The sequence below is a fragment of the Frigoribacterium sp. Leaf415 genome (genome assembly GCF_001424645.1).
Classification (GTDB): domain Bacteria; phylum Actinomycetota; class Actinomycetes; order Actinomycetales; family Microbacteriaceae; genus Frigoribacterium.
Genome location: NZ_LMQR01000001.1, coordinates 2,270,918 through 2,293,820, shown reverse-complemented (window position 1 = coordinate 2,293,820; position 22,903 = coordinate 2,270,918). Strand labels below are relative to the sequence as shown.

19 protein-coding genes are annotated in these 22,903 nt (G+C 71.9%); 14 read left to right on the top strand and 5 right to left on the bottom strand.

Annotated elements, in window-relative coordinates:
- Nucleotides 1-99: 99 nt before the first annotated feature.
- Entirely contained in the window at nucleotides 100-519 is a 420-nt protein-coding gene (locus ASG28_RS16070) for an MGMT family protein (protein ID WP_082454574.1), read from the bottom strand.
- Nucleotides 520-544: 25 nt separating this feature from the next.
- The gene (locus ASG28_RS10585) at nucleotides 545-1,015 is read right to left on the bottom strand and encodes a GNAT family N-acetyltransferase (protein ID WP_055974868.1); all 471 of its coding nucleotides are present in this window, start codon (nucleotides 1,013-1,015) and stop codon (nucleotides 545-547) included.
- 98 nt (nucleotides 1,016-1,113) lie between these two features.
- On the opposite strand from ASG28_RS10585, the gene ASG28_RS10580 reads away from it, so the two are divergent.
- The 5 genes from ASG28_RS10580 (at nucleotide 1,114) to ASG28_RS10560 (ending at nucleotide 9,006) form a co-directional block, all read left to right on the top strand.
- Nucleotides 1,114-2,388 (top strand): ROK family transcriptional regulator, encoded by a 1,275-nt coding sequence (locus tag ASG28_RS10580; protein WP_055974865.1) that lies wholly within the window; start codon nucleotides 1,114-1,116, stop codon nucleotides 2,386-2,388.
- A gap of 230 nt (nucleotides 2,389-2,618) precedes the next feature.
- A complete protein-coding gene (locus tag ASG28_RS10575; RefSeq protein ID WP_055974862.1) occupies nucleotides 2,619-4,007 on the top strand; it encodes an extracellular solute-binding protein in 1,389 nt (462 codons plus the stop codon).
- Between the two features lie 4 nt (nucleotides 4,008-4,011).
- Nucleotides 4,012-4,998: a carbohydrate ABC transporter permease gene (locus ASG28_RS10570; protein WP_055974859.1), complete on the top strand. Its 987-nt coding sequence runs from the start codon at nucleotides 4,012-4,014 to the stop codon at nucleotides 4,996-4,998.
- A 2-nt stretch (nucleotides 4,999-5,000) separates the two neighbouring features.
- Nucleotides 5,001-5,837, top strand: coding sequence for a carbohydrate ABC transporter permease (locus tag ASG28_RS10565; protein ID WP_043594260.1), 837 nt, complete (start codon nucleotides 5,001-5,003; stop codon nucleotides 5,835-5,837).
- Nucleotides 5,838-5,931: 94 nt separating this feature from the next.
- On the top strand, nucleotides 5,932-9,006 hold the full coding sequence (locus tag ASG28_RS10560; RefSeq protein ID WP_055974856.1) for an alpha-mannosidase: 3,075 nt from the start codon (nucleotides 5,932-5,934) through the stop codon (nucleotides 9,004-9,006).
- Between the two features lie 162 nt (nucleotides 9,007-9,168).
- Here the strand turns inward: ASG28_RS10560 and ASG28_RS10555 are convergent, their stop codons facing one another.
- Nucleotides 9,169-10,095, bottom strand: a complete 927-nt coding sequence (locus tag ASG28_RS10555; protein ID WP_055974853.1) for an ROK family protein — start codon at nucleotides 10,093-10,095, stop codon at nucleotides 9,169-9,171.
- Between the two features lie 340 nt (nucleotides 10,096-10,435).
- Here ASG28_RS10555 and ASG28_RS10550 point away from each other — a divergent pair, with 340 nt between their 5' ends.
- The 8 genes from ASG28_RS10550 (at nucleotide 10,436) to ASG28_RS10515 (ending at nucleotide 20,393) form a co-directional block, all read left to right on the top strand.
- Nucleotides 10,436-11,623: an ROK family transcriptional regulator gene (locus ASG28_RS10550; RefSeq protein WP_055974850.1), complete on the top strand. Its 1,188-nt coding sequence runs from the start codon at nucleotides 10,436-10,438 to the stop codon at nucleotides 11,621-11,623.
- A 178-nt stretch (nucleotides 11,624-11,801) separates the two neighbouring features.
- Nucleotides 11,802-13,124 carry a sugar ABC transporter substrate-binding protein gene (locus ASG28_RS10545; RefSeq protein ID WP_157485698.1) on the top strand — a complete coding sequence of 441 codons (1,323 nt, stop codon included), beginning with the start codon at nucleotides 11,802-11,804 and terminating at the stop codon, nucleotides 13,122-13,124.
- A 141-nt stretch (nucleotides 13,125-13,265) separates the two neighbouring features.
- A complete protein-coding gene (locus tag ASG28_RS10540) occupies nucleotides 13,266-14,267 on the top strand; it encodes a carbohydrate ABC transporter permease (RefSeq protein WP_200925284.1) in 1,002 nt (333 codons plus the stop codon).
- Nucleotides 14,264-15,217 carry a carbohydrate ABC transporter permease gene (locus ASG28_RS10535; protein ID WP_200925282.1) on the top strand — a complete coding sequence of 318 codons (954 nt, stop codon included), beginning with the start codon at nucleotides 14,264-14,266 and terminating at the stop codon, nucleotides 15,215-15,217. The genes ASG28_RS10540 and ASG28_RS10535 overlap by 4 nt, the downstream gene beginning before the upstream one ends.
- Before the next feature lie 4 nt (nucleotides 15,218-15,221).
- Nucleotides 15,222-16,943, top strand: coding sequence for a beta-N-acetylhexosaminidase (locus ASG28_RS10530; protein WP_082454572.1), 1,722 nt, complete (start codon nucleotides 15,222-15,224; stop codon nucleotides 16,941-16,943).
- 24 nt (nucleotides 16,944-16,967) lie between these two features.
- Nucleotides 16,968-17,753, top strand: a complete 786-nt coding sequence (gene nagB / locus ASG28_RS10525; protein WP_055974848.1) for a glucosamine-6-phosphate deaminase — start codon at nucleotides 16,968-16,970, stop codon at nucleotides 17,751-17,753.
- Nucleotides 17,754-17,826: 73 nt separating this feature from the next.
- Nucleotides 17,827-19,479 carry an N-acyl-D-amino-acid deacylase family protein gene (locus ASG28_RS10520; RefSeq protein ID WP_055974843.1) on the top strand — a complete coding sequence of 551 codons (1,653 nt, stop codon included), beginning with the start codon at nucleotides 17,827-17,829 and terminating at the stop codon, nucleotides 19,477-19,479.
- A gap of 287 nt (nucleotides 19,480-19,766) precedes the next feature.
- Complete coding sequence (locus ASG28_RS10515; protein WP_055974840.1) at nucleotides 19,767-20,393, top strand: NAD(P)-dependent oxidoreductase; 627 nt, start codon at nucleotides 19,767-19,769, stop codon at nucleotides 20,391-20,393.
- A gap of 192 nt (nucleotides 20,394-20,585) precedes the next feature.
- Here ASG28_RS10515 and ASG28_RS10510 read toward each other — a convergent pair whose 3' ends face one another.
- The gene (locus ASG28_RS10510; protein WP_055974838.1) at nucleotides 20,586-20,990 is read right to left on the bottom strand and encodes a RidA family protein; all 405 of its coding nucleotides are present in this window, start codon (nucleotides 20,988-20,990) and stop codon (nucleotides 20,586-20,588) included.
- Nucleotides 20,991-21,128: 138 nt separating this feature from the next.
- Here ASG28_RS10510 and ASG28_RS10505 point away from each other — a divergent pair, with 138 nt between their 5' ends.
- A complete protein-coding gene (locus ASG28_RS10505) occupies nucleotides 21,129-22,640 on the top strand; it encodes an alanine racemase (protein ID WP_055974835.1) in 1,512 nt (503 codons plus the stop codon).
- Here ASG28_RS10505 and ASG28_RS10500 read toward each other — a convergent pair.
- On the bottom strand, nucleotides 22,627-22,857 hold the full coding sequence (locus ASG28_RS10500; protein ID WP_055974833.1) for a hypothetical protein: 231 nt from the start codon (nucleotides 22,855-22,857) through the stop codon (nucleotides 22,627-22,629). The two genes, ASG28_RS10505 and ASG28_RS10500, sit on opposite strands and share 14 nt — an antisense overlap.
- Nucleotides 22,858-22,903: the final 46 nt, after the last annotated feature.

The following is a 22,903-nucleotide window of genomic DNA, read 5'->3' as shown; positions in this document are numbered from 1 at the left end:
GGGGGAGTCGGGCGGTCGTGACCGACCGTCTCCGACGAACTCGCCCGGTCCGGCCCGGTCCGGCCCCGAGGGTCGGCCCGCCCCTTGGCCTCGGCCCGGTCAGGGACGGTAGGAGGCGAGCTCGAGATCGACGCGGAAGGTACCCGACCGGCTCCACAACAGAGGCGTGCCCTCGACGCGGTACTGCTCGAGGGCCCGCTGCTCGTGGTCGCGCGGGGCGTGGCCCGAGGCGCGGATCACCCGCCACCAGGGCAGGTCGGCCCCCGCGTACGCCATGACCTGGCCGACGCCGCGGGAGGCCCGTGAGCCGAGAGCGGCGGCGACCGAGCCGTAGGTCATCACGTGGCCCGGCGGGATCGACTCGACCACGGCGACGACCTGCGAGGCGAAGTCGTCGGGGTGCGGCCCGGGGCCGGCTGCGCGCCCCGGCCCCGCGTCGGGGTCGGGGTCGGGCCCGTGGTGGAGCCCGGCATCGACCCCGGGCGCGGGCTCGCTGCCCGGGGTGGACGCCGGCGTCACGACGTCGGCCTCACGCGGTGCCGACTCAGACCTGCGACGACGCCAGCGTCAGCCCCGCGACGTGCTCGCCGTAGGGTGTCTCGCCGATGACCTCGAAGCCGATGTGGTGGAAGAACTCTTCGGGACCGTCGTCACCCGGTTCGTAGATGACGGTGACCCGGTCGAAGCCGCGGCTGCGGGCCTCGTCGGCGAGGGCGTGGACGGCGAACCGCCCGATGCCCCGGCCCTGGGCGTCGGCCTCGACGTTGATGCGCCAGATGCAGCTGCGGAGCGCCTCGTCGTCGGCCGCGGCGTCGAAGTTGCCCATGATGAAGCCGACGACCGTGTCGTCGTCGTCGACGACGACGCGGGGCCAGGCGGTGGTCGGGTTGACGTAGGCCTCGGCGATCGAGTGCGAGACGGGGGCGACGAACTGCTCTTGCCCCGGCTTGAGCGTGAGGTTGTTGGCCGCGACGACGGTGGCGGCGGACAGTTCTTCGAGGCGCAGTCCAGACATGGATTCAGGGTAACGGCGCGTCCCGACGGGCACCACCGCCGGGCGGATGACGGGTCGTGGTCTGCGCGCGACCCCCGACGTCGTGGATGATGACGAGAATGAACCGCGGGACGAACCTGCCGGCGATCGGCGGCTACAACCGATCGGTCGTGCTCGACGCGATCCGGCGCGAGAGCGCGGGCCTGAGCCGGACCGAGATCGCCGGGCGCACCGGACTCAGCCCGCAGGCCGTGACGAACGTCTCGCGACGGCTGATCGAGGCGGGCCTGATCCGTGAGAGCGGCACCGTCATCAGCGGCCCCGGCAAGCCCCGCACCATGCTGCAGCTCGAGTCCCGGGGGCGCTTCGCGGTCGGCGTGCACGTCGACCCCGCCGTGCTGACGTTCGTGCTGCTCGACCTCGTCGGCACGGTCGTCGCCCACGCCCGCGAGCTGACCCCGTCCGCCAGCGAACCCGACGAGGTGGTGGCCCTGATGGCGCGCGCCATCGACGGGCTGGTCGTCACGAGCGGCGTCGACCGCGACCTCCTGCTCGGGGTCGGCATCGCCTCGCCCGGCCCGGTCGACATCGGGCCCGGCCTCGTGCTCGATCCGCCGATGATGCCGCTGTGGCGGCACGTGCCGTTGCGCCGGGCGCTCAGCGAGGCCACCGGCCTGCCGGTCCTGCTCGAGAAGGACGTCACGGCCTGCGCGGTCGCCGAGCTCTGGCTGAGCGACGGAGGCGCGGGTGAGCGCAGCGACTTCGCCTTCGTCTACTACGGCACCGGCTACGGCACCGGGCTCGTGCTCGGCGGCGACGTGCTGCGCGGGGCCAGCGCGAACGCGGGGGACTCGGGGCACGTGATGGTCGACGACCACGGTCACCGCTGCACCTGCGGACGGATCGGCTGCGTGGGCGAGCTGATCACGCCGCACGCCCTCGTGCGCGAGGCCGTCGCCACGGGAGTGCTGGTCGAGGGGGACGTGTCGGACGACGCGCTCGCCGAGGCGGCGCACAGCGGGGACGACGTCGACATGCGTCGCATCGACGAGGCGTTCGTCGCCCTGGTCGGCAAGGCGGACGAGGGCGACGCCGGGGCCTTGCACGTGCTGCACGGCGCCGGGCGACACCTCGCCCGGGCCCTGGTGACCATCGTCAACCTGCTCGACCTCGACGAGGTCGTCTTCGGCGGGCCGTTCTGGGCGCCGCTGTCGCGGCACGTCCTCGCGGTGCTGCCGGCCGCGCTCCGCGACGACCCCGCGCTGATCCCGAAGCACCCGATCCGGCTCGTCGAGTCGTCGATCGGCATCGACGTCGCGGCCGTCGGAGCGGCCTGCCTGGTGCTCGACCAGACGTTCTCGCCGCGACCGTCCGCCCTGCTGATCCGCGCCTGACGGGGCCGAGCCGCGCCTCCTGCGTGGCCCGCGCCTCCTGCGTGGCCCGCGCCTCCTGGCGTCGTGACCCGCGCCTCCTGCCGTCCTGACCCGCGCCTCCTCGGCCGTCGCGTCGTTACCGGACCGTTGCGCGAGAAGATCTTGACACGAGTTACTCCATACGATGTAGTAATCGCATCGCGGTCGGGCAGAGCAGCCCGGCGCCGACGCGACTGGAGCAAAGGAGCACCATGTCACGCACGTTCACCTCGGCCCGGGGGCGCAGGCGCGCACTGGCCGTCGCCGCCGCGGCGGTCGCCACGGCCCTGCTGGCCTCGGGTTGCTCGGGGGGTGCCGGCAGCGGCGACTCCGACACCATCAAGGTCGCATACCAGAAGTTCGGCACGTTCACCCAGATGGACGCCCACATGAAGGAGACCGCCAAGACCTTCGAGGCGGCCAACCCCGGCATGAAGGTCGAGTTCGTGCCCATCGCGGCACAGAACGACGACTACTTCACCAAGCTCGCCCTGATGAACCGGTCGGCGGCCACCGCACCCGACGTCATGTACGAGGACACGTTCAAGGTCAAGAGCGACGCGGCCGCCGGCTACCTGCTGCCGCTCGACGAGTACACCGACGCCTGGGACGACTGGGACAAGTTCTACGAGAACGCCAAAGAGGCCGGCGTCGGCGAGGACGGCAAGACCTACGGCATCCCGATGGGCACCGACACACGGGCCCTCTGGTACAACAAGGACCTCTTCGCGCAGGCCGGCCTGCCCGTGCCGTGGGAGCCGAAGACCTGGCAGGACGTGCTCGACGCGGCCGAGACGGTCAAGGCGAAGGTGCCCGACGTGGTCCCGCTCAACGTCTACTCGGGCAAGCCGCAGGGCGAGGGCGCGACGATGCAGGGCTTCGAGATGCTGCTCTACGGCACGCCGACCGGCACCCTCTACGACGACGAGACCGGCAAGTGGCTCACCGACTCGCAGGGCTTCGTCGACTCGCTCGGCTTCATCGAGGACGTCTACCAGGGCGGCATCGGGCCGAAACCCGAGGAGGCGCTGGACACCAACATCGCCACCATCGTCGGTGGGGAATGGCTCCCGCAGGGCAAGCTCGCCATCGCCCTCGACGGCTCGTGGATGAGCGGCACCTGGCTCGAGACCGGCACCAACCCGTGGCCCGAGTGGAACGACGTGATGGGCCAGGCGCCCATGCCCACCCAGGACGGTGCGAAGCCCGGCGCCACGAGCATGTCGGGCGGCTGGACGCTGGCCGTCGGCTCGAAGACGAAGAACCCCGACAAGGCGTTCGAGTTCATCGCCGACGCCCTCGACAAGGACGGCTCGCAGAGCTACGACATCGCCGCCAGCCAGATCGCGGTGCGCAGCGACGTCGCGGAGGACCCCGAGTACGTCGGCAGCAACCCGACCTTCGAGTTCTTCTCGTCGATCGTGCCGGTGACGCACTTCCGTCCGGCGACCACCGACTACAGCCGCATCTCGAACGAGATCACCGTCGCGATGGAGGCCGTCATGACCGGGCAGCAGTCGCCCGAGGAGGCGGCGGCCGCGTTCGACGACCAACTGGTCGGCATCGTCGGCGAGGACCAGACGCAGAAGGCGGGGGACTAGCCGGATGGCGACCATCGCCCCCACCCCGGTCGGCCGTGAGAGCGGCCGACCGGGGGCCTCCGGGCCCGGCCCCGGGCCCCACGGCGAGAAGCCGGGTCGCCGGGCGGGTGCGTCGAAGGCGCGCGCCCTGCGCACCGGCGCCCGCACCCTGCCGCTCGTCCCGGCGTTCGTGCTGCTGGCCCTGTTCCTGCTGGGGCCCGTCATCTCGAGCTTCTACGGCTCGTTCACCGACGCCTCGCTGACCGGCTACGCCGCCGGCGGGTCGGAGTTCATCGGGTTCCGCAACTACACCGAGCTGTTCGCCGACCCGGACTTCCCGAAGTCGGTGCTGCTGACGCTCGCGTTCGTCTTCTTCTCGGCCGTGGTCGGGCAGAACGTCGTCGGCCTGGGGCTCGCCCTGCTGATGCGGAACGGCCACAAGGTCGTGCGCTCGATCGTCGGCACGTTCGTCATCGCCGCATGGGTGCTGCCCGAGATCGTCGCCGCCTTCGCGGCGTACGCGTTCTTCAACGACGCGGGCACGCTCAACACGGTCCTGTCGTGGTTCGGCATCACCGGCGCCAACTGGCTCTACGCGATGCCGATGCTCTCGGTGATCCTCGCCAACATCTGGCGCGGCGCCGCGTTCTCGATGCTCGTCTACTCGGCGGCGGTGCAGGAGGTGCCCCCCGAGATCACCGAGTCGGCCGAGGTCGACGGCGCCACCGGCTGGCAGCGCCTGGTCTACATCACGCTGCCGGTCATCCGACGCAGCATCTCGACCAACCTCATGCTGACCACGTTGCAGACGCTCTCGGTCTTCACGCTGATCTACGTGATGACCGGCGGCGGGCCGGGCACGAACAGCACGACCCTGCCGATCCTGGCCTACCAAGAGGCCTTCCAGTTCTCGCAGCTGGGCTTCGGCACGGCCATCGCCACGATCATGCTGCTCGTCGGCGCGGTCTTCTCGATCATCTACATCAGGGCCCTGAAACCGGAGGTCGACTGACCATGGCCATGACCTCACCCAGCGGCCGCAGCATGAAGGCCGTCTCGAACGCCGTGCTGATCGTCATCGCGATCTGCTTCGCCGTGCCGCTCGCCTGGCTGCTGCTGGCCTCGTTCGACCCGTCGGCGACGTTGTCGGCCAAGGTGCCGTCGCAGTTCACGCTCGACAACTTCACCGCCGTGCTGACGCCCGAGATCTCGTTCGTGCCGCTGGCCAACAGCCTCATCGTGTCGGGTGGCTGCGCCCTGGTGACCGTCGTCGTGGCGATCCTCGCGGCGTACCCGCTCTCGCGGTACCGGATGCGCATCAACAAGCCGTTCCTCTACGGCATCCTCTTCGGCACCGGCTTGCCCATCACCGCGATGATGGTGCCGGTCTACAGCCTGTTCGTCTCGCTGAACCTGATCGACTCGATCGGCGGCACGGTGTTCTTCCTCGCCGCGACCAGCCTGCCGATGGCGATCTGGATGGCGAAGAACTTCATGGACTCGGTGCCGATCTCGCTCGAGGAGGCCGCGTGGACCGACGGGGCCTCGATGTTCTCGACCCTGACGCGCATCGTCGTGCCGCTCATGCGGCCGGGCATCGCCGTGGTGTTCATCTTCGTGTTCATCCAGGCGTGGGGGAACTTCTTCGTGCCGTTCGTGCTGCTGCTCAGCCCCGACAAGCAGCCCGCGGCCGTGAGCATCTTCAACTTCTTCGGGCAGTACGGCTCGGTGGCCTACGGCCAGCTCGCGGCGTTCTCGATCGTCTACTCGGTGCCCGTCATCGCGTTGTACGTGCTCGTCTCGCGGACCCTCGGCGGCTCGAACGCGCTGGCTGGCGCCGTGAAGGGGTGACGCGCCTCCCCACCAGTGCCTCCGTTGCCCTCTCGATCCACAGAACGACCCGCCCCACCGTGCGCCTCGGCGCGCCCGTCAGGAGACTGATCCCATGCACGACAACACCGTCCTCGTCGAGGCCCGCATCGACCGCTTCGTCCGCGACCGCATCACACCGGCGGTCTACCGCCGGGCCGTCCCGCTGACGATCACGGCCTGGGAGGCGCCCGGCGAGCCGGTCCCCTTCGCCGAGGCCGTCTCGCAGACGTACGAGCCGTTCGCCGTCGGCTCACCGTGGAGCCGCCCGTGGGGCACCACGTGGTTCCACGTCACGGGGACGGTGCCCGACGACTTCGGCACCGACCCCGCGACCATCCTCGAGCTCGTCGTCGACCTGGGCTTCAGCATCCGCCAACCCGGGTTCCAGGCCGAGGGTCTCGTCTGGCGACCCGACGGCACCATCGTCAAGGCGATCGAGCCGTACAACGGCTACGTGCCGCTGACCGCGATCGGCGCGGGCGTCACCCCGGGCAGCACGATCGACGTCTACGTCGAGGCCGCGTCGAACCCCGACATCGGCGGCGACGACTTCCACGGCGAGACACCGCTGGGCGACCCCGAGACCGCCGGCGACGCCCCGATCTACGCCCTGCGCAGCATCGTGCTCGCCGAACGCGACCAGGTCGTCGCCGAACTCGACCGAGACGTCTGGACGCTCGTCGGGCTGATGCGCACCCTCGAGCTCACCTCGCCGCGACGGCACGAGATCCTGCGGGCCCTCGACCGGATGTGCGACGTCGTCGACCACGCCGACGTCGCGGGGTCGGCGACGGCCGGGCGGGCCGCGCTCGCCGACGTGCTCGCGGCGCCGGCGAACGCGAGCGCCCACCGGGTCGTCGCGACCGGCCACGCGCACATCGACTCGGCCTGGCTCTGGCCCGTCCGCGAGACGCAGCGCAAGGTCGCCCGCACCTTCTCGAACGTCGTCGCGCTGATGGACGACGATCTCGACTTCGTGTTCGCCGCCTCGAGCGCCCAGCAGTACGCCTGGCTGAAGGAGCGCTACCCCGAGCTGTTCGAGCGGGTGAAGCAGAAGGTCGCCGAGGGCCGGTTCGTACCCGTCGGCGGCATGTGGGTCGAGTCGGACACGAACATGCCCGGCGGTGAGGCGCTCGCCCGTCAGTTCGTCGCGGGCAAGGGGTTCTTCCTCCGCGAGTTCGGCGTCGACGCCGACGAGGTCTGGCTGCCCGACTCGTTCGGCTACACGGGCGCCATGCCGCAGATCGCTCGCGCGGCCGGCGCCAGCTCGTTCTTCACCCAGAAGGAGTCCTGGAACGAGACGAACCGCATGCCGCACCACACCTTCCTCTGGGAGGGCATCGACGGCAGCCGGGTCTTCACGCACTTCCCGCCGGTCGACACCTACAACTCCGACCTCTCGCCGGCCGAGCTCGCCCACGCCGAGCGCGGCTACGCCGAGAAGGGGTACTCGAACGTCTCGATCGTCCCGTTCGGCTGGGGCGACGGCGGCGGCGGCCCGACCCGCGAGATGATGGCGGCCGCGCGACGGGCCGGCGACCTCGAGGGCTCACCGCGCGTGACCGTCGGCACCCCCGCCTCCTTCTTCGCGCAGGCACGTGACGAACTCGCCGACCCGGCCGTCTGGTCGGGCGAGATGTACCTCGAGTTCCACCGCGGCACCTACACCTCGCAGGCCCGCACCAAGCAGGGCAACCGCCGCAGCGAGCACCTGCTGCGCGAGGCCGAGCTCTGGAGCGCCACGGCGACGGCGCGCGGCTTGCTCGACTACCCCTACGACGAACTCGAGCAGATCTGGCACGTCGTGCTGCTGCAGCAGTTCCACGACATCCTGCCCGGGTCGTCGATCGCCTGGGTGCACCACGAGGCCGAACGGCACTACGCCCGGGTCGCCGAGCAGCTCGGGGCGATCATCGGGTCGGCCCAGCGGGCGCTCGCCGGGTCGGGGTCGGCGACGACCACGTTCAACGCCGGGCCGGTCCCGGCCGCCGGGGTCGACGCCTCGGCCGGCTCGGCCGCGGGTGAGGCGCAGGAGGCGGGGGTCGGGTCGGTGACGCCGGTCGCCTCCGACGGCGGGTGGGTGCTCGACAACGGACTCGTGAGCGCCGTGTTCGACGGGGACGGCCTGGTCACCTCGCTCGTCGACGCGACGTCGGGGCGCGACCTCGTCGCCCCGGGCTCGCGGCTCGGATTGCTGCAGCTCTTCCGCGACACCCCCAACCAGTGGGACGCGTGGGACGTCGACCAGGCCTACAAGAACGTCCGCACCGACCTGGTCGAGGCCGAGTCGGTAGTCGCCGACGGCGGAGCCCTCGTCGTGACGCGCCGCGTCGGCGACTCGACGATCGTGCAGCGCTGGTGGCTCGACGACGGCGAGGCCGAACTGCACGTGCAGACCGAGGTCGACTGGCACGAGCGGCAGAAGTTGCTCAAGCTGGCGTTCCCGCTCGACGTGCACGCCGACCGGGCCGCCTCCGAGGTGCAGTTCGGTCACGTGCAGCGCCCGACGCACCAGAACACGTCGTGGGACTTCGCCCGGTTCGAGACCGTCGCGCACCGCTGGGTGCACGTCGCCGAGCCCGGCTTCGGCGTGGCCGTGGCGAACGACGCCACGTACGGCCACGACATCACGCGGAGCACCCGCGACACGGCCGACGGTGGTGACGGCGGCACGACGACGCTCGTGCGGCAGTCGCTGCTGCGGGCGCCGACCTTCCCCGACCCCCACGCCGACCAGGGGTGGCACGTGCTGCGCTCGTCGGTGCGGGTCGCGCCCGACGTGCTCGACGCGGCGACCGCGGGCTACCGCCTCAACCTGCCCGTCCGGCGGGTCGACGGGTCGTCCGGTGCGGCCGTGGCTCCGCTCGTCACGTCGTCGTCGCCGGCCGTGCTGGTCGAGGCGGTCAAGCTGGCCGAGGACCGCTCGGGCGACCTGATCGTGCGGCTCTACGAGGCACGCGGCGCGCGGGCGGCGACCACGGTCACGGTCGACGCCGACAGCGGGTTCGGCGGTGCGTGGCGAACCGACCTGATCGAGCGCGAGCTCGAGCCGGGCACCGCCGGGGCGGGTCGATGGGCCGCGGGTTCTGTCGTCGAGCTGACGCTGCGCCCGTTCGAGATCGTGACGCTCCGGGTGGCCCGGGCGTAGCGCTGAACCGGCGGGCACTGCACCACGAGATGGTCACGGCGCCAGGTTTTCCCCTGGTGCTGTGATCACCTCGTGGCGGCGTGGCGGCGTGGCGGCGTGGCGGCGTGGCGGCGTGGCGGTGTGGCAGCACAGGGGTGTGGGGGCAGAGCGCCGTGGTGGCGGTCAAACGGCGGCTGCGGTCGCCGTGGCCGTCCCGCGGGCTCCGACCGTGGCCGCGCCCACGGCCGCCACGGGGAACCCCGGCGGCAGCAGCTCGATGCGCGACGAGAGCTCGAGCGAGGCGAGGAACGGCGACCTCGCCGCCCACCGGTCGAGCACCCCGGCGACGTCGTCGAGCAGGGGGCGACCGAGGTTGCTGAGTCCGCCCCCGATCACGACCGAGTCCACGTCGGTCGTCAGGACGAGGAGGCGCACCGCGGCCGCCACCCCCGCCGCCAGGTCGGCACGCACGCGGACGGCCTCGGGGTCGCCGGCGTCGGCCGCCGCGAACAGCGCCACGGCCGGGTACGCCCCCTCGGTCGGCCAGTGCCGTGACACCGCGGCGCCGGCCGCGACGGTCTCGAGGCACCCGCGCTGCCCACAGGGGCAGAGTTCGCCCCCGGGGTCGACGGGGACGTGCCCGATCTCGCCCGAGACGCCTCGTGAGCCGCGCCAGAGTTCGCCGTCCACGACGAGGCCCGCGGCGAGGCCGGTGCCGAGGTTGAGGTAGCCGACCGAACCCGACAGCGACATGGCGAGGTACGCGCCGAGGGCGGCCGCGTTGACGTCGTTCTCGACCCGGACCGGCACCCCGAGCCGGGTGCTCAACGTGGACCCCACGGCGACGTCGTCGAAGCCGATGTTCACCGCGTGACGCACGCGACCGGTGCTGCCGTCGACCAGGCCGGGGATGCCGACGCCGACCGACTCGAAGGCCCCGACGGCGACGCCGACGCGATCCGCCGACGAGGTGACCGCCGTGGCCGCGTTCGCCAACACGGCGTCAGGGCCGAAACCCGTCGGCAGGCGGAGACGGTGGACGGGGGCGCCGGACCCGTCGACGACGACCGCGTCGATCTTGGTGCCGCCGATGTCGAGGCCGACCCTCACGGCCGCCCCGTCGATCCGGCCCCGGAGGCACCTGCCGGCGCGTCGTCGAGAGCGCCGGGAGGCACGGTGACGGACACGGTGGCGGTCGTGGACATGTTTGTTAGTAAAGCTTACGAACCAGGTCTCGGCAAGGGAATCGGCCCGGACGGATCACGATGTTTCGGGTGTTGACCGCCGGTGTTTCGTGTGCGTAAACTCGCCGCCACGCACCTTGACACGTGTTTGTAAGGCCCATTTACTAACGGCACGCCACCACGGCGACGCCGCCCGGCACCGCTGCCGACGGGCCCTCTCACCGGGTCCGAGGTCGGCGACGATGCCGAGACGAGAGGACGCGCCCGTGACCACCACGACGATCACCCGGCAGCAGCAGCCACCCGTCCGCGCGCACAACCGCTCGCTGGTCCTCGAGGCGCTCTACCGCGACGGCTCGATGAGTCGGGCCGACCTCGCCCGTCGCTCGGGCCTGACGCGCCCGACCGTCTCCGCCCTCGTGGCCGAACTGATCGACGTCGGCATCGCACGCGAGCTCGGCGTCCGCGACGACGCCAGGGTCGGCAAACCGGCGACGCTCGTCGGCATCGAGTCGGACGCCTTCCACATCGTCACGGTCGACCTGTCGAGCGCCGACCGTTTCGTCGGGGCCGTCGTCGACCTGCGGGGCGGGGTCGTCGAGCGCGCCAGCGTCGAGCTCGAGGGTGCCGTCGGCGAGGCCGCCGTGTCCCTGGTCGAACGACTCGTCGACGACCTCGGCTCACGCACGACCCGCCCGCTGCTCGGTGTCGGCGTCGCGACCCCCGGCATCGTCGACCACGACGGCGTCGTGCGCACGGCCGTCCACCTCGGCTGGTACGACCTGCCCCTGCGGTCCCGGCTCGCCGACCACGTCGGGCTGCCCGTCCACGTCGGCAACGATTCCAACGCCGCGGCCGTGGGCATCCGCACCTTCGGCGAGAAGGCCGGGCAGGGCGCGGCCGGGCAGGGTACAGCCGGGCACGGCGCGGCCGGGCAGGGCGCAGGCGGGCGAGCCCCGGCCGGGCAGAGCCTCATGGTCGTGACGATCGACCACGGTGTCGGCGTCGGGCTGGTCGTCGCCGGCTCGCTCGTCGAGGGCGACCAGTTCTCGGCCGGTGAGATCGGGCACGTGACGGTCGACGAGAACGGCGACGTGTGCGCGTGCGGTCGACGCGGCTGCCTCGAGGAGGTGCTGGCCGCCCCACAGCTGAGGGCGCGCCTCCTGCAGCACGACGAGGGGTCGCGGGGTGCGGTGCTGCACGACGCCGGGCGCGCGCTGGGCCTCGTGCTCGCCCCCATCATCAGTGCGCTCAACATCGACGAGGTCGTGCTGTCGGGCCCCGCCGACCTGGTCGAGGGCGCCCTCCTGCGGGCCGCCCGCGACACCGTGCGGCAGCGCACGCTGTCGGCCGTGAGCAACGGCCTGACCATGAGCATCGCGGGCAGCGGCACCGACCTCGCCCTGCGGGGTGCGGCGTCGTTCGTGCTGCAGGCCGAACTGGGGCTGACGTGACCCCGGCGAGCGGCTCGTCGGCCGCCCGGGGCGAACGCCCCACCACAGACCTCGGGGGCCCACCCCCGGAGGCGGCGAGGGCCCTGGCCCGTGCCGCATTCCCGACCCGACGCTTGTGCGAGCGCGGGCCGGGACCACAGCGATGCGGCATCCCCGCTTCGACGACGAGGAGATGAAATTGCGAATCCAACGCTACACGGCGGTCGGAGCCCTGGGCCTGGCTGCGGCACTCGCCCTGACCGCCTGCTCGAGCTCGGGCACGGGCGGCAGCTCGTCCGACGAGCCCCAGGCCGTACCCACCACCAAGGGCGAGGGCAAGACCCTGACGGTCTGGGTCATGACGGGTGACTACACGCCCGAGACGATCGATGCCATCAACGCCGAGTTCACCGAGCAGACGGGCGCCGACGTCGACGTCCAGATCCAGCAGTGGGACGGCATCACCACGAAGATCAGCACGGCGCTCGCCACCAGCACGCCGCCCGACGTGCTCGACCTCGGCAACACGCAGGTCGCCAGCTACGCCGCCAACGGCGCGCTCCTCGACCTGACGCCGTACCGGGACGACCTGAAGCAGGGGCAGACCTGGTTGACCGGTCTCGAGGAGCCCGCGACCGTCGACGACTCGCTGTACGCCGTGCCGGGCTTCGCCGGTGCCCGCGCCGTCATCTACAACAAGACGATGTGGGCCGAGGCCGGCATCACCGAGGCCCCCACCACCTACGACGAGCTCACGGCCGACCTCGACAAGGTGAAGGCCGCCAACACGGCGTCCGACTTCTCGGCCTTCTACCTGCCCGGCCAGTACTGGTACGCGGGCATGCAGTTCGTCTGGGACGCCGGCGGCGACATCGCCACGTCGAGCGACGGCACCTGGAAGGCCGGTCTCGAGAGCGACGAGGCGCAGCAGGGCCTGGCCGACTTCACCGAGTTCCAGAACGCCTACTCGACGCCCGCGTCGCAGACCCTCGACACCGACGCCCCCGACCAGACGCAGGTCTTCGCCGACGGCAAGACGGCGACGATCCTGCACACCAATGGCTCGATCGACCTGATCCAGAAGGCCAACCCCGCCCTGACCGACGACGACTTCGGCACCTTCCCGATGCCGGGCAAGTCGGGTGAGACGCAGCCGGTCATGCTGGGCGGATCGGACTGGGGCATCGCGGCCAAGAGCCAGAACTCCGACCTGGCCCTGCAGTGGACGAAGATCGCCACGAGCCCCGACATCCAGAGTGAATGGGTCGTGGGCAACGACGGCTGGATCCCGAACAGCGAAGAGGGCATCGAGGCAGCCGGCAGCGTGGTGACGCCGATCCAGAAGGGCTTCTTCGACGCCGCGCTCAACTCGAAGGCCACGCCGGCCAGCGCGAACTGGGCGGCCCTCGAGGGCGACAAGAGCATCAACCAGCTCTTCTCCTCGGTGGTCTCGGGCTCGAAGTCGCCCGAGGCGGCCGCGAAGTCCTTCGACGAGGCCACCGACGAGGCGCTGAACGACTAGCACCGAGCCACCGGCAGCACCGAGCCACCGGCAGCACCGGCAGCCCCCTGCTGCCCCCGGGGGCGTCGCGCGACCACCTGACCGCGCGACGCTCCCACCCCCTCGACCCGCACCTCCTGGACTCGAACCGAAAGAGGAACCGTGGCTCTCTCGATCGCCCCCGGTCTCACCGAGACCCCGCCCGGCGCGGCGCCCGACCAGAAGGGCCGCAGGCGCCCGAAGAACGAGCGGAAGGCCCCGGTGCGGCCAGGGAAGAAGCGCCAGCTCGCCCCGCTCTGGCTGCTGTCGCCCGCGGGCATCGTGCTGCTCGCCGTCACGGTCGCGCCCATCGTCTTCCTGGTCTTCACCTCGTTCACCGACTACGACCAGCGCTCGCTCTTCACCGGCGCCTACGACTCGGTCGGCGTGCAGCAGTACGCGACCCTGCTGGCCGACACCGACTTCTGGTGGTCGCTCGTCCGCACCCTGGTCTTCACGGCCGCGATGGTCGGCGGCAGCGTCCTGATCGGCACGGGCGTCTCGCACCTGCTGACCCGGCTCGGCACGCCGATGCGCTACACGGTGACGGTCGTGCTGATCCTCGCCTGGGCGATGCCGAACGTGGCGTCGTCGATCGTCTGGAAGTGGCTGTTCCAGCCCGGCTACGGCGTCGTGAACTGGCTGCTCACCCAGACCGGCCTGGTGGGCGACATGACCAACGTCGACTGGTCGAACGACGCCGCGCTCGCCTACACGAGCATCTGGCTGCTGATCGTGTGGCAGGCCGTGCCGTTCATCGCGCTGACCATGTACGCCGCCGAGACGCAGATCCCGCTCGAGTACAAAGAGGCCGCGCGACTCGACGGCGCGAGCGAGTGGCGCGTCTACCGCACCGTCACCCTGGTCTTCCTCAAGCCGACGCTGCTGTTGATCACGATCCTGTCGATCATCTGGGACTTCAACGTCTTCAACCAGATCTGGCTCGTCTCGGCCGGCGGTCCCGACGACGCCACCTCGACCCTCGGCGTCTTCACCTACGTCACCGCGTTCGTCGGCTTCGACATCGGGCAGGGCGCCGCCATCTCGGTGGTCACCACCCTGCTGCTCGTCGTGCTGACCGCGTTCTACGTCCGCAACCTCGTCCGATCCGGAGAAGACCTGTGACCACGACCGCACCCGCCGGCGTCGGCAACACGACGTCCGAGACCGTCGCACGCGACGAGAGAACCGAGGAGGCGCGCTCGGGCCACGGCACCGGCCGCCCGTCGACCGCCCGCCCGACCCGTCGCCGCCGGAAGCCCCGCTGGGTCAGCAACGCGATCGCGATCGTCTTCAGCCTCGTCTGGCTGTTCCCCGTCTACTGGATGGTGAACACGGCGTTCAAGCCGCGCCCCGAGGTGATGACGGCGACCCCGCTGTTCTGGCCGCAGAACCCGACCCTCGACAACTTCGTCGTCGCGGTCACGCAGTCCGACTTCTTCACGAACCTGCGCAACAGCGTGATCGTCGTGGTCGGGGCCGTCGTCTTCTCGATCGTGCTCGGCCTGTTCGCCTCGGCCGCCCTGTCGCGGTTCCGGTTCCGCGGGCGGCGCACGATCATGGTGTTCATCCTGATCGTGCAGATGCTGCCGGCGACGGCCCTGCTGATCCCGCAGTTCCTGATCTTCAACAGCCTCGGGCTGCTCGGCACCTACGGCGGGCTCATCCTGGCGTACGTCGCGTCGACGCTGCCGTTCTCGATCTGGGTGATGCGCGGGTTCTTCCTGGCGATCCCGGTCGAGGTCGAGGAGGCGGCGCAGCTCGACGGCGCGAGCACCTGGCAGGTGCTGACGCGCATCATGTTCCCGCTCGTGCTGCCCGGCATGATCGCGACCAGCATCTTCGCCTTCATCGCGGCGTGGAACGACTACCTCGTGGCCTACACGTTCATGAAGGACCAGTCGATGTACACGCTGCCGGTCTGGCTGGCCTCGTTCAGCACGCCGACCAGCGGTACCGACTTCGGCGGGCAGATGGCGGCCTCGGTGCTGTTCTCGCTGCCGGTCGTCGTCTTCTTCATGATCATCCAACGCAACCTGGTGACCGGCATGTCCGCCGGCGCCGTGAAGGGCTGACCCCGTGACGAACGCATCCTCGACCCCCTCGGCCACCTCGCGGGCCGGCACCGGGACGCCCGAGACCGCACCGGTCGCGATCGTGCCCCGCCCGGCGAGGCTGACCCGCGCCTCCGGGGCGTTCCGCCTCGACGAGGCGACGCGTGTCTCGGCGCCCGACGAGCTGGCGGGCGTCGTCGCCTGGCTGCAGCAGGCGCTGCGCCTGGCGACCGGCTTGCCGCTGCGCGAGGGCAGCGCCGACGGCACCGGCATCTCGTTCGACCTCGACGCCTCGCTCGGGGCCGAGGCGTACCGGCTGGAGGCGCGACCCGCCGGGGTGCGCATCACCGGTGGCGACGCGGCCGGCGCGTTCCACGGGGCGCATGTGCTGCGTCAGCTGCTGCCCGCGGCCGTGTACCGGTCGGCCCTCGTGACCGGGGTCGACTGGGTCGTGCCCGCCGTCGACGTCGAGGACCGGCCGCGGTTCGGGTGGCGGGGGACGCACCTGGACGTCGCCCGGCACTTCCTGCCGAAGCACGACGTGCTGCGGTTCGTCGACCTGATGGCGCTGCACCGGCTGAACACGCTGCACTGGCACCTCACCGAGGACCAGGGCTGGCGCATCGAGATCACGAAGTATCCGCGCCTCACCTCGGTCGGTGCCTGGCGGGAGTCGACGCAGGTGGGGGCCGGGCCGGACGCGACCCAGGACGGTCGACCGCACGGCGGCTTCTACACGCAGGACGACATCCGTGAGGTCGTCGCCTACGCCGCCGCCCGTCACATCACGGTCGTGCCCGAGGTCGACGTGCCGGGCCACTCGATGGCGGCGATCACGGCGTACCCGCACCTGGGCGTCGGCGCCGTCGAGGTCGGCGGCACGCCCGTCGCGGAGCCGCGACAGATCGCCGTCGGCACCGAGTGGGGCATCTTCGAGGACGTCCTCAACACCGAGCAGTCGACGGTCGACTTCTACACCGACGTGCTCGACGAGGTCATGGAGCTCTTCCCGGGCACCTGGATCGGCATCGGCGGCGACGAGTGTCCCAAGGCCCAGTGGCAGGCCGACCCGCGCACGCAGGAGTTGATGAGCGAACGCGGGCTCGCCGACGAGGAAGAGCTGCAGGCGTGGTTCATCGGGCGGCTCGACGCGCATCTCACGGCGGCCGGGCGACGCACCTTCGGCTGGGACGAGATCCTCGAGGGGAACGCGACGATGTCGCCCGGCGCGACGGTCGCGTCGTGGCGGGGCATGACCGGAGCCGTCACGGCCGCGCGACGCGGGTACGACGTCGTCGCCTGCCCGGACGACCAGGTCTACCTCGACTACCGGCAGTCCGACGGGCCGGACGAGCCGATCCCCGTGTCGATCCCGCTGACCCTCGCCGACGTGTACGCGTTCGAGCCCGTGCCGGCCGTCCTCGACGAGGTCGAGGCCCGCCACGTGCTCGGCGGTCAGGCCAACATCTGGACCGAGCACATGGACTCGCCCCGCACCGTCGACTTCTTCGCCTTCCCCCGGTTGTGCGCCGTCGCCGAGGCGCTGTGGACGACCGAACCGCGGGACTTCGACGACTTCTCCACACGCCTCGCCGTGCACCTCGGACGCCTCGACGCGATCGGCGTCGAGTACCGGCACGAGTCGGGGCCGCTACCGTGGCAGCAGCGTCCGGGCGTGCCCGGACGGCCGGCCTCGCGGGAAGAACGCGAGGCGTACATCGCGTCGGTCGTGGCGAACATCACCTGACGCCGCGTCAGCAAGGAGACCCCCATGGAGATCATCATCGTCCGCGACTCCGACGAGGTCGGCCGCGTCGCCGCCCTCAAGATCGCGTCGGTCGTGCAGCGCGAGCCCGAGGCCGTGCTGGGCCTCGCGACCGGGTCGTCGCCGACCGGCATCTACGCCTCGCTCGCGGCCCGGGTCGCGGCGGGCGAGCTCGACTTCGGCCGCGCCTCCGGGTTCGCGCTCGACGAGTACGTCGGCATCCCGCTCGAGCATCCCGAGAGCTACGCGTCGGTGATCGAGCGCGACGTCGTCGTGCCGCTGGGCATGGACGCGTCGAAGGTGCGCGTGCCCGACGGCCGAGCGAGCGACATCGAGGCGGCCGTCGTCGACTACGAGCAGGCCATCGTCGACGCGGGCGGCATCGACATCCAGATCCTCGGCATCGGCGCGAACGGGCACATCGGCTTCAACGAGCCCACCTCGTCGTTCGCCTCGCGCACCCGCATCAAGACGCTCGCGCCGCAGACCCGAGCCGACAACGCACGCTTCTTCGACGACCCGTCACAGGTGCCCACGCACTGCCTGACCCAGGGGCTCGGCACGATCCTCGACGCGCACGAGGTCGTGCTCGTGGCGCAGGGGACGGCCAAGGCGGCGGCCGTCGCGGGCATGGTCGAGGGGCCGCTCAGCGCGATGTGCCCGGGCAGCGCGTTGCAGCTGCACCGGCACGCGACGATCGTGGTCGACGAGGCCGCCGCGGCCGACCTGCAGCTGGCGGACTACTACCGCTACACGTACGCGAACAAGCCCGTGTGGCAGCGCTTCGAGTAGCCCGGCCCTCCTGGCGATGACCGCGGTGCTCGCGTGACGGCGGCGGTGCCCTCGTGACGGCGGCGGTGCCCTCGTGACGACGGTGGTGCTCGCGGGCGGGACGGTCTGGGACGGGTCCGGAGGCGCGGGTCGCGTCGCGGACGTCGTCGTGCGCGACGGGGTGGTCACGGCCGTGGGGGTCGGGGCGGTGACGTCCGTCGGTGACGGGCACCGCGCCTCCTCGTCCGGGGTGCCGGACGGTGTCGAGGTGGTCGACGCGAGCGGGCTCGACGTGCTGCCGGGGTTCGTCGACGTGCACGCGCACGACGACGCGGCGCTCTTCCGCCCGGGAGGGGTCGCGCCCAAGACCGGGCAGGGCGTGACGACCACGATCGTCGGCAACTGCGGCCAGGGCGTCGCACCGTCGCCGACCGATCCCGACGACCGTTCGCTCGAGGACTACTCGCGGCCGGTGCTCGGCGGGTTCCCTGCGCGACGATGGGCGACGTTCGCCGACTACGTGCGGACGCTGGCCGACGGCGACGCTGACGGGCGGTTCGGCCTGCACGCGGCGACCCTCGTGCCGCACGCACCGCTGCGGGCGGGCGTGCTCGGCTTCGAGCGACGTCCGGCCGACGCCGCCGAGCGGTCGCTCATCGCGGCGTCGGTGGGTGACGCGCTCGACGCCGGGGCCCTCGGCGTCTCGCTCGGCCTGATGTACGCACCCGGCGACGCCGCCGACCGGCCCGAGCTCGTCGCCCTGGCCGGGGAGTGCGCGGTGCGGGGCACGCTGCTGGTCGCCCACGTCCGCAACGAGGCCGACGGTCTCCGCGACTCGATCGACGAGCTGGCCTCGCTGGGACGCGAGACCGGGGCCGCCGTCCACATCAGCCACCTCAAGGTGACCGGACCGCGGAACGTCGGCGGCATGCCCGCGATCGTCGAGCACCTCGACGCCCTGCGCGACTCGGGGGTCGACGTCAGCGCGGACGTCTACCCGTACGACGCGGGCAGCACGACGGTCGCGTCGCTGTTCCCTCCGGCCACGGCCGACCGCGGGGTCGAGAGCCTGCTCGAGGCGCTCCGGCCCGGCACGCGCTCGCGGCGTCAGGTGCTCGACGGGCTGCTCGAGCCCTGGGCCGAGACGACGCTCGAGAACCAGTACGCCGCGATCGGCCCCGCACGGATCTCGCTGGCGGGGTTCACGCGACCCGAGCACGCGGCCTTCGAGGGCCGGTCGGTGGCCGAGATCGCCGCGTCGGTCGGTGCCGACCCGCGCGAAGTGCTTGCCGACCTCGTCCTCGCCGAGCAGGGCGCCCTCACCGTCATCGTGTTCCACACCGACCTCGAGGGCATGCGGACGGCCCTGGCCTGGCCGCACACCCTGGTCGGGTCGGACGGTCTGCCGCGCGAGACCGGCACCGTGCACCCGCGGCTGTACGGCACGTTCTCGCGCGTGCTCGACGAGTACGCCGGGTCGGGGCCGCGGGCCGTGCTGTCCCGGGGCGAAGCGATCGCACGCATGTCGACCCGCGCCTCCTCGCGGTTCGGGCTGGGCGGTCGCGGCGTGGCTGGTGGTGCGCCCGTCGGCGGTGCAGGAGGCGCGCTCGGCATCGACCCCGGGGCCGTCGCCGACCTGCAGCTGATCGATCCCAGGGCCTACGCCGACCGGGCCACCTACGCGACGCCGCGCCTCGGCCCCTCGGGGCTGATCGGCCTCTGGGCCGCCGGCCGCCGCCTCCGCTGACCCGCGCCCCGCACGCCCAGCCCCCGCCCCCGGATTTGCCGCCGACGTGTGCACATCGCGACAACCGGCGGGCGACTTGCCGCCTCGGGGGGAAGATGAGCGGCGTGCCGGCCCGAAGATGTCGGGATTTGCACACATCCGGGTGCCCGGAGGTCGGGTTCGGCGCGCATCCAGGGTGCCCGGGGGTCGGGTTCGAGCGGGTGAAGGTTCGGCGGTGGAGCTCTCGGCCTGTTCTCGGCCCGCTCTTGGCCGGGCGGTGTTCGCTTTCCTGAACGACAGGAGGCGCGATGAAGGTTCTGGTGCTGGGAGCGACCGGGGGCACGGGCTCCCACGTCCTGCGGGTCGCCCTGTCGGCGGGGCACGAGGTGACGGTGCTCGTCCGGGACTCGTCCACCCTCGACGTGACCGACGGCGTCCGGGTGCTCACCGGGGACGCGACTTCGGCCGAGGCCGTCCGCGCCGCGGTCGCCGGCCAGGACGCCGTGCTCAACGCGGTCGGCTCGCGGAACATGCGGCACCCGGTCGAGGTCGAGGTCGGCCGCGCCCTGCTGCCGGCGATGCGTGACGCCGCGGTCGACCGCCTCGTCGTCTGTTCGGCCTTCGGCGTCGGCGAGAGTCAGGCCGACGCGAACACCCTGCAGAAGATGTTCTTCCACACCATGCTCGGCAAGGTCTATGCCGCCAAGGAGGTCGCCGACGCCGAGGTGCGCGAGAGCGGCCTCGACTGGACGCTCGTCTACCCCACGCGCCTCACCGACGACCCGGCGACCGGGTCGCTCGCCACGGGGGAGCGGCTGCCCCAGGGGGCAGGCAGCCACGTGACCCGGGCCGACGTGGCGCGCTTCATGCTGGCCCAGCTGACCGTCTCGACGTGGTCACGGAAGACTGTGGTCGTGACCGGCGCGGCGGGCTGACCCGCGCCTCCTGCCGTGGTGCCGCCTGGACGCCGCGGCCCTCTGAACACGGGCGTGTTCGGGGTGGACGGGCGATCGTGCCGGCCCGGAACACACGAACTCGCCCGCATTCGACGCGCGGCAGTGCGGCAGTGCGGCCGCGCGGCAGGGCCGCTGAGCCGCTGAGCCGCAGGGCCGCAGGGCCGCAGGGCGTCAGCTGAGGATCGCGAGCGCGTCGATCTCGACGAGCATGGCCTCGTGCGGCAGCTCGACGAACACCGTCGTGCGGGTGGGGAACACGCCGCTCGGGACGTTCTGCAGCAGGTAGGTCTCGTACGCGGCGTTCATCTCGGCGAAGTCGTCGCGCGTGGTCAGGAAGACGCGCAGCGAGACGACGTCGTCGAACGTGCCGCCGGCGCCCTCGACGATCGCCTTGACGTTGTCGAGCGTGCGGACGGTCTGTGACGTCAGGTCGCCGGGGTGCAGGTACTCGCTCGTGGCGGGGTCTTGCGGGCCCTGGCCCGACACGCTGAGGAAGCCGTTCTTCAGCACGCCCTGCGAGAAGGTCGAGATGGGGGTGGGTGCGCCGCCGGTGCGGACTTCGGTCTTCTCGCTCACAGGTCTGCTCTTCTCTGATCGATGGTCTGTGGACCCGACGTGATGTGTCGCGTGTCGGGGGTGACTGCAAAACTACCGTCAGGCACCGACACACGGTCTGACCGCAGCACCACCCCACCCGCCCCGTCGGAAGGCACCATGACCACGTCACCCTCGACCCCGCCCGCCCCCGCCGTCACGTCGATCACCAAGGTCGGCTTCGGCCGCGAACCCCGGCCCGTCCCGCTGATCGACCTCGCGACCCCGCTGCTCACGATCGACCTCGACGCCCTCGATCACAACGTCGTGACCATGGCCGCCTGGTGCCGCGAGGCCGGGGTCGACCTGGCGCCGCACGGCAAGACCACCATGGCGCCCGAGATCTGGCGGCGGCAGCTCGACGCCGGGGCCTGGGGCATCACGCTCGCGACGGCGTTCCAGGTCGCCGTCGCCCGCGAGGCCTTGGTGCCGAACGTCATCCTGGCCGGCACCGCGTTCGCGCCCGCGACCCTGGCGGCGCTAGCCGCACCCGGCACGGACGTGCTCATGTGGGTCGACTCGGTCGAGACCGTGCGGCTCGTCGACGCCGCCCTGGCGCGGGCCGAGGCCGAGCGTCCGCTCGCCGTGCTGGTCGAGTTCGGGTCGCCGCTCGGTCGGACCGGAGCCCGTTCGGTGCGTGAGGCCCTGCTCGTCGCCGAGGCCGTAGCGGCCTCACCGCACCTCGTCCTGGCCGGGGTGGCCGGCTACGAGGGCGCCCTCACTCACGACGTCGACGCGGCCGGCATCGCCGTGGTCGACGAGTACCTGCGGGGCCTCCTCGACGTGCTCGACGGCATCGGAGCCCCCGCCTTCGACCCGTGGCTGACGTCCGGTCACGACGTGGTGCTCACCGCCGGCGGCAGCGTGTACTTCGACCGCGTCGTCGCCGTGCTCGGCGACCGGCACGACCCGTCGGGGCTGCAGGGGCCGCGCACACGCGTCGTGCTGCGGTCGGGTTCGTACGTCGCCCACGACCACGACCTCTACCGCCGGTTGACGCCGTTCGCCCGCGACACCGGGCCGACGACCGCAGGAGGCGCGGGTGGCGTCGACGCGGACGTCACGGTGGTCGTCGGCGACGGTTCCGCGGGGTCGCAGGCCGATCGCGAGATGGGCGGTCCGACCGACGGCGAGCTCACCGGGTTCGACGGAGCGGCCGAGGGGTTCGGGGCCGAGCGGTCCGAGGAGCCGTACGCCGAGCCCGCCGATTCGTCCCCGACCGGGCCCGGCGCCGAGGCCTCGGCCGGGCCCTCGTTCCTGCCGGCCCTCGAGTTGTGGGCGTCCGTGGTGTCCCGTCCCGAGCCCGGGTTGGCCCTGCTCAACGTCGGGCGTCGCGACACGTCGGACGACGAGGGGTTCCCGGTGCCGCTCGAGGCGTGGCGTCCGCAGGCGGCCGACCGGCGCCTCCCCGGGGTTCTCGACGGGTCGCACGTGTCGGCGCTGAACGACCAGCACGCCTTCCTGCGGCTCGAGCCGTCGTCGGGGCTGCAGGTCGGCGACCTGGTGCGGCTCGGCGTCTCGCACCCCTGCACCACGATCGACAAGTGGAACGAGATCGCCACGGTGCGGGGCTCGGCCGACCGCCGCGGTGTGCCACCCGTGGTCGAGGGCGGCATCGTCACTCGGTTCTGAGTGCGGCCACGACCGCCAGGGCCGAACAGCCGAGCCACACCGAGAGTCCGTGCAGCGCGACGAGCAGGTACGACCATTCGGCCTGCGGGCCGGCGGGCATCCACTCGTCGACCAGGGTGAGGCCCGTGCGGACCACCACGACACCCGCGACGAGGGCTGCGACGCAACCGATCGCGATCGTCAGGAACCGTGTGGGTCTCGACCGGGCACCGCTCATGTCACGAGGTTAGGCCAGGACCGCTCGGGGTCGGTGTTGCTCGACG

What these genes read in the sequence shown, in the direction of transcription:
- ASG28_RS10515 (WP_055974840.1), top strand. Translation starts at nt 19,767, where the DNA reads ATGAAGGTTCTGGTGCTGGGAGCGACCGGGGGCACGGGCTCCCACGTC.
- ASG28_RS10570 (WP_055974859.1), top strand. Translation starts at nt 4,012, where the DNA reads ATGGCGACCATCGCCCCCACCCCGGTCGGCCGTGAGAGCGGCCGACCG.
- ASG28_RS10560 (WP_055974856.1), top strand. Translation starts at nt 5,932, where the DNA reads ATGCACGACAACACCGTCCTCGTCGAGGCCCGCATCGACCGCTTCGTC.
- ASG28_RS10575 (WP_055974862.1), top strand. Translation starts at nt 2,619, where the DNA reads ATGTCACGCACGTTCACCTCGGCCCGGGGGCGCAGGCGCGCACTGGCC.
- ASG28_RS10500 (WP_055974833.1), bottom strand. Translation starts at nt 22,857, where the DNA reads ATGAGCGGTGCCCGGTCGAGACCCACACGGTTCCTGACGATCGCGATC.
- ASG28_RS10580 (WP_055974865.1), top strand. Translation starts at nt 1,114, where the DNA reads ATGAACCGCGGGACGAACCTGCCGGCGATCGGCGGCTACAACCGATCG.
- ASG28_RS10565 (WP_043594260.1), top strand. Translation starts at nt 5,001, where the DNA reads ATGGCCATGACCTCACCCAGCGGCCGCAGCATGAAGGCCGTCTCGAAC.
- ASG28_RS10505 (WP_055974835.1), top strand. Translation starts at nt 21,129, where the DNA reads ATGACCACGTCACCCTCGACCCCGCCCGCCCCCGCCGTCACGTCGATC.
- ASG28_RS10585 (WP_055974868.1), bottom strand. Translation starts at nt 1,015, where the DNA reads ATGTCTGGACTGCGCCTCGAAGAACTGTCCGCCGCCACCGTCGTCGCG.
- nagB (WP_055974848.1), top strand. Translation starts at nt 16,968, where the DNA reads ATGGAGATCATCATCGTCCGCGACTCCGACGAGGTCGGCCGCGTCGCC.